This window comes from Dialister sp. CAG:357, from assembly GCF_000435155.1.
GTDB classification, from domain to species: Bacteria; Bacillota; Negativicutes; order Veillonellales; family Dialisteraceae; genus Dialister; species Dialister hominis.
Genome location: NZ_FR896480.1, coordinates 1 through 4,025 on the forward strand (window position 1 = coordinate 1; position 4,025 = coordinate 4,025).

The window sequence follows — 4,025 nt, forward strand, 5'->3', positions numbered from 1 at the left end:
TTTCGAAGTGGGTTACAGGACGAAGGTTGACCATGCGGATCTGACGCTGTTCTTTGGTGGTGCAAAGTTTCATGATCGGTGGCTGAATCAGCGGAACCAGGGACATGTAAGAGTAAGCGGCAACTGCGATAGCACCCAAGAGGTGTGGAGCCAGTTTAGTTGTCAGGTAAATAGCGGTCGGGCCATCAGCGCCGCCGATGATGCCGATGGAAGCTGCTTCCTGGACATTGAAGCCGAGGAGCATAGCGCCTGCAAGGGCTACGAATACGCCGACCTGAGCTGCAGCGCCCAGAAAAACCATTTTCGGGTTAGCGATAAGCGGACCAAAGTCTGTCATTGCGCCTACGCCCATGAAAATCAGCGGCGGGAAAATTTCATACTTAATACCAAATCCAATGGCCATCATAACGCCCATATCGGTTTCAAAGCCGGTGTTCGGGAAGTTAGCCATAATATCGCCGAATGCGATTGGCAGAAGCAGAAGAGGTTCATATTCTTTTGCAATTGCCAGGTACAGCAGGACAAGTCCTACTAAAATCATAACAATGTTTTCCCAGGTCAGAGAGGCAAAGCCAGAGTCTGTCCATACGGAAGCAAGTGCTCTCATAAAGCCGTCCATATTTAGTATCCTCCTATTTGATTATTTTTTCTTTGCCTTTGTCGGGTCAATAACATGAATGAGCTGGATAACGAACGCCAGGAAAATCAGAACGGCGAACACGATTACCATGTTGGTGAGACAAATGGAAAGCGGGCTTGGAGTTGCCATGTATTAATCCACCTTTCTACGATAAGGCATCTAAGGATGCCCGCGGCAGAGCCGCTTAAAACAAGGAAGGAGGGATTCGGGAAAATCCGGACCCCTCCTTCGTCAGATGCAGAAGCATCTTGCCCTTCAAGGACGATTCACAATTAATGAAATGGCCACATGATCGGGATGATGATAACGCTGACTACAAGAGACAGCACGCACATCGGAACGCCGACTTTGACGTAGTCATTGAAGGAGAATCCGCCAGGTCCGAGGACGAGGGTGTTTGGCGGAGTAGCCATTGGTGTGGCGAATGCGCAGGATGCCGCAATGCCGAGTGCCATCAAAACCGGTTTCGGATCGACGCCGATGGACTGTGCAATGGAAATGCCGATCGGAGCGAGGAGCGCTGCGGATGCGGTGTTGGACATGAACTGCGTGAGAATGTTGGAAATCAGGAACAGTACTGTTGTCAGGACATACGGGTTCGAGTTTGCGCCCATCATACCTACGACGGTATCAGCAATCAGTTTGCCTGCGCCGGTCTTGTCCATTGCGGTTGCAACGGAAAGCATGCCTGCGAACAGGAAAATGGTTACCCAGTCAATACCTGCATATGCTTCTTTTTCCTTGAGGCATCCGGTAATGACGCAGAGAATAGCGCCGGTAACGGCAGCGGTGTGGAGCGGCAGGTTCTTGAGACCAAGAGCCATAGCCAGAACGACGCCGATCAGGATCAGGCCGGAAATCCACATCTTTGTTTTGCTCTTCGGAGCATCTCCGCCTGCGCCTGCCTCTTCCTTAGCAGCCTTCACTGCTTCTTCGTCCATCTGGCCTGCGGATTTTTCCGGCAGAAAGTGACGGCCAACGAACAGGGTGTAGAGAAGGATGAGCGGAGCCTGCTTCTTCTTTAGCTGCTTTGACAGCTTCTTCATCCATGTCGCCTGCGTTATGAACCGGCAGAAAGTGACGGCCAACGAACAGGGTGTAGAGAAGGATGATGATGGACAGCGGAATACCGATCTTAGCGAATTCGAAGAATCCGAATGTCGGGAGTCCTGCTGCAGCCAGAGCGCCGGTAACGATGACGTTTGGCGGGGTACCGATCATGGTGATGGTACCGCCGACGTTAGCAGCGATAGCCAGAGGCATCAATTCTTTGGATGCCGGGATTTTAGCTGCCTGGCAGATACCGATGATAACTGGCATCAAGCAAGCAACTGTACCGGTGTTGGACGATACGGCGGACAGTACGATGGTGACGAGCATGATAGCTGCCATGAGCGGAATCTCATTCGTTCCTGCCTTCTTGACGACGGCTACGCCGATTGCTTCGGCAAGGCCTGTCTTGAACATAGCCGCGCCGATGACGAACATGCCGCCGAAGAGTACGACTGTGGAGTTTGAGAGTCCCGCATATACCTGTTTAGACGGAAGTACTCCCAGAATGCCCAGTGCGGTACAAGCTGCCATAGCTGTGACAGCCAGCGGAATCAGTTCGGTGACGAACAGGAATGCTGCAACCGCAAGCACACATAGTGTGATAATCGCTGGATCCATAAAAACCACCTTTCTTATTGTTATTCTTGTTTTCAAAGAATGCCTGCCGCTTTTTGCGGCCAAGAGTGAACGCCTGCCGCTTTTTGCGGCCAAGAGTATTTTCCAGAAAAGTGAAAAGGTCCATGCTCTAAATCCATCTAACTCATTAAGTAACTGATTTAAGAAATTAATATTGCAGAACGCGGATCTTGATGAGCCCCCTCATAATTCTGGAATCCAACCGGACTGCTATCCTCCTTTTTCTACGTCCCGGGTTCCCGACCGGGTCCGCCTTGAAGTACGCTCCCCTGTGAAGCGTCTGAGTTAATGGTACAAGAAAAGCACGGAATTTACAAAAAACATAGTACTTTTACCGTTTTTTAGGTATGTATACTATGTTTATGCATTTTATCTTCGTTTATCTCGCTGAATCTCAACGGATATTTTCGGCTCGATGACTTTCACTCACTTATCAATTCATTTAATACATAACTTAAAATCTAACCTATACGCCCGATTAATAGCTTTTTCATGCAAAAATCTCTCATTTCTAACAGGAAAACATCTTTTGGCCGTTAACTTTTGTCAGCCCTAAACAAAGAATAGTTTGTATACGATACTTCTTGGAAAAATCCGCTCATTTCATGGTTTCTCTATAATTACCAATAGATTTATTTTATAAAAGATTTTTCCGATTTTTCCTTATTTTGTTGCGAATGGCAGGCAATTCCTATCTTTCATGACAGATTTCCATCATTTTTCATCATGAATCGCTTCAGATATCGACGGATTTCATCCGCTTTCATGCTTTCTTTCATTTTTGCCCCTGAGAGCGCCTCTAAAGCGCGTTTCCATTTCATCGTCCTTCTTCCCGCGCAATATCAGCAAATCGCTCTGAGTCCCTAAATTTTGCGTTTTTCGCGAAATCTGAGTGGGGCCGCGCCTCTGCGTCAAGGAAGCTGCAAATGCAGTCATGTTTACAGTCCCTCCTTCAGGAAGCATTCAGCACGGGGATTCCGGCATAGGTGCCCGGCGTTATCTGAAACCAGGGGCAATGCTTGTGGAATCGAAACACTTTCGGCGCAAGAGGAAGTGCTTTACTGTCAGGGAAGGCGAGTGCTCGCTAATACTCGTAGAAAATGCACCTCTTTCGGCCCGTACAGGACCATTGAGCCAGTACCGATATTAATATAGAGTCAATCAGTATACGGTCCACTTTCTCCTAACGGAGACAGCTTCATGCGGAATAAAAGAAAAAGCTCAGTTCTTATTTGTTTGAAACCTTTCGTAAATCCCTCCTACCCCCCTTTCGTCGCCTGACGGCGCCACCTCCCTCCGTCGGGGGGGCAGCCAGCCCGGCATCTGAGGAAAGGCTGTATCCATCAAGCGCCCTGTCCGCTTCAGCAGGTTTAAGGCGGCCTTCGACCTTCTTCCCGCGCAATCTCTGCAAATCGCTCTGAGACCCCGATTTTTGCGTTTCTCGCGAAATCTGAGCGGAGTCACGGCCGCTTTCGTGCATCAAAAAAGCCCCTCCTTGAGGAGAGGCCTTTAACCTTGCCCTGGAAGGGAAGACCTGCTACACAAGAACAAGCCCCAATTTTAATTTTTTGGTATTTTTTGAATTTCTTATAGAATTTCTTGTCGGATTTCCTGACTGATCCTAACTGATTGGATTTTGGAGTTTGGCCGACTAATTCATTTCACTACGAAAAAGCCGATCTCACACTCGGCTTTT

Annotated in this window: 2 protein-coding genes and 1 pseudogene; all 3 read right to left on the minus strand. The window is 48.6% G+C overall.

From position 1 onward, the window contains the following. The coding region (locus M3200_RS09150; RefSeq protein ID WP_288178267.1) for a sodium ion-translocating decarboxylase subunit beta at positions 1 to 619 on the minus strand (619 nt) is incomplete at its 3' end. 21 nt (positions 620 to 640) lie between these two features. Next, a complete protein-coding gene (locus tag M3200_RS09155; RefSeq protein WP_022383220.1) occupies positions 641 to 769 on the minus strand; it encodes an OadG family protein in 129 nt (42 codons plus the stop codon). A 143-nt stretch (positions 770 to 912) separates the two neighbouring features. After that, positions 913 to 2,311: pseudogene (locus M3200_RS09540) on the minus strand (SLC13 family permease). Positions 2,312 to 4,025: the final 1,714 nt, after the last annotated feature.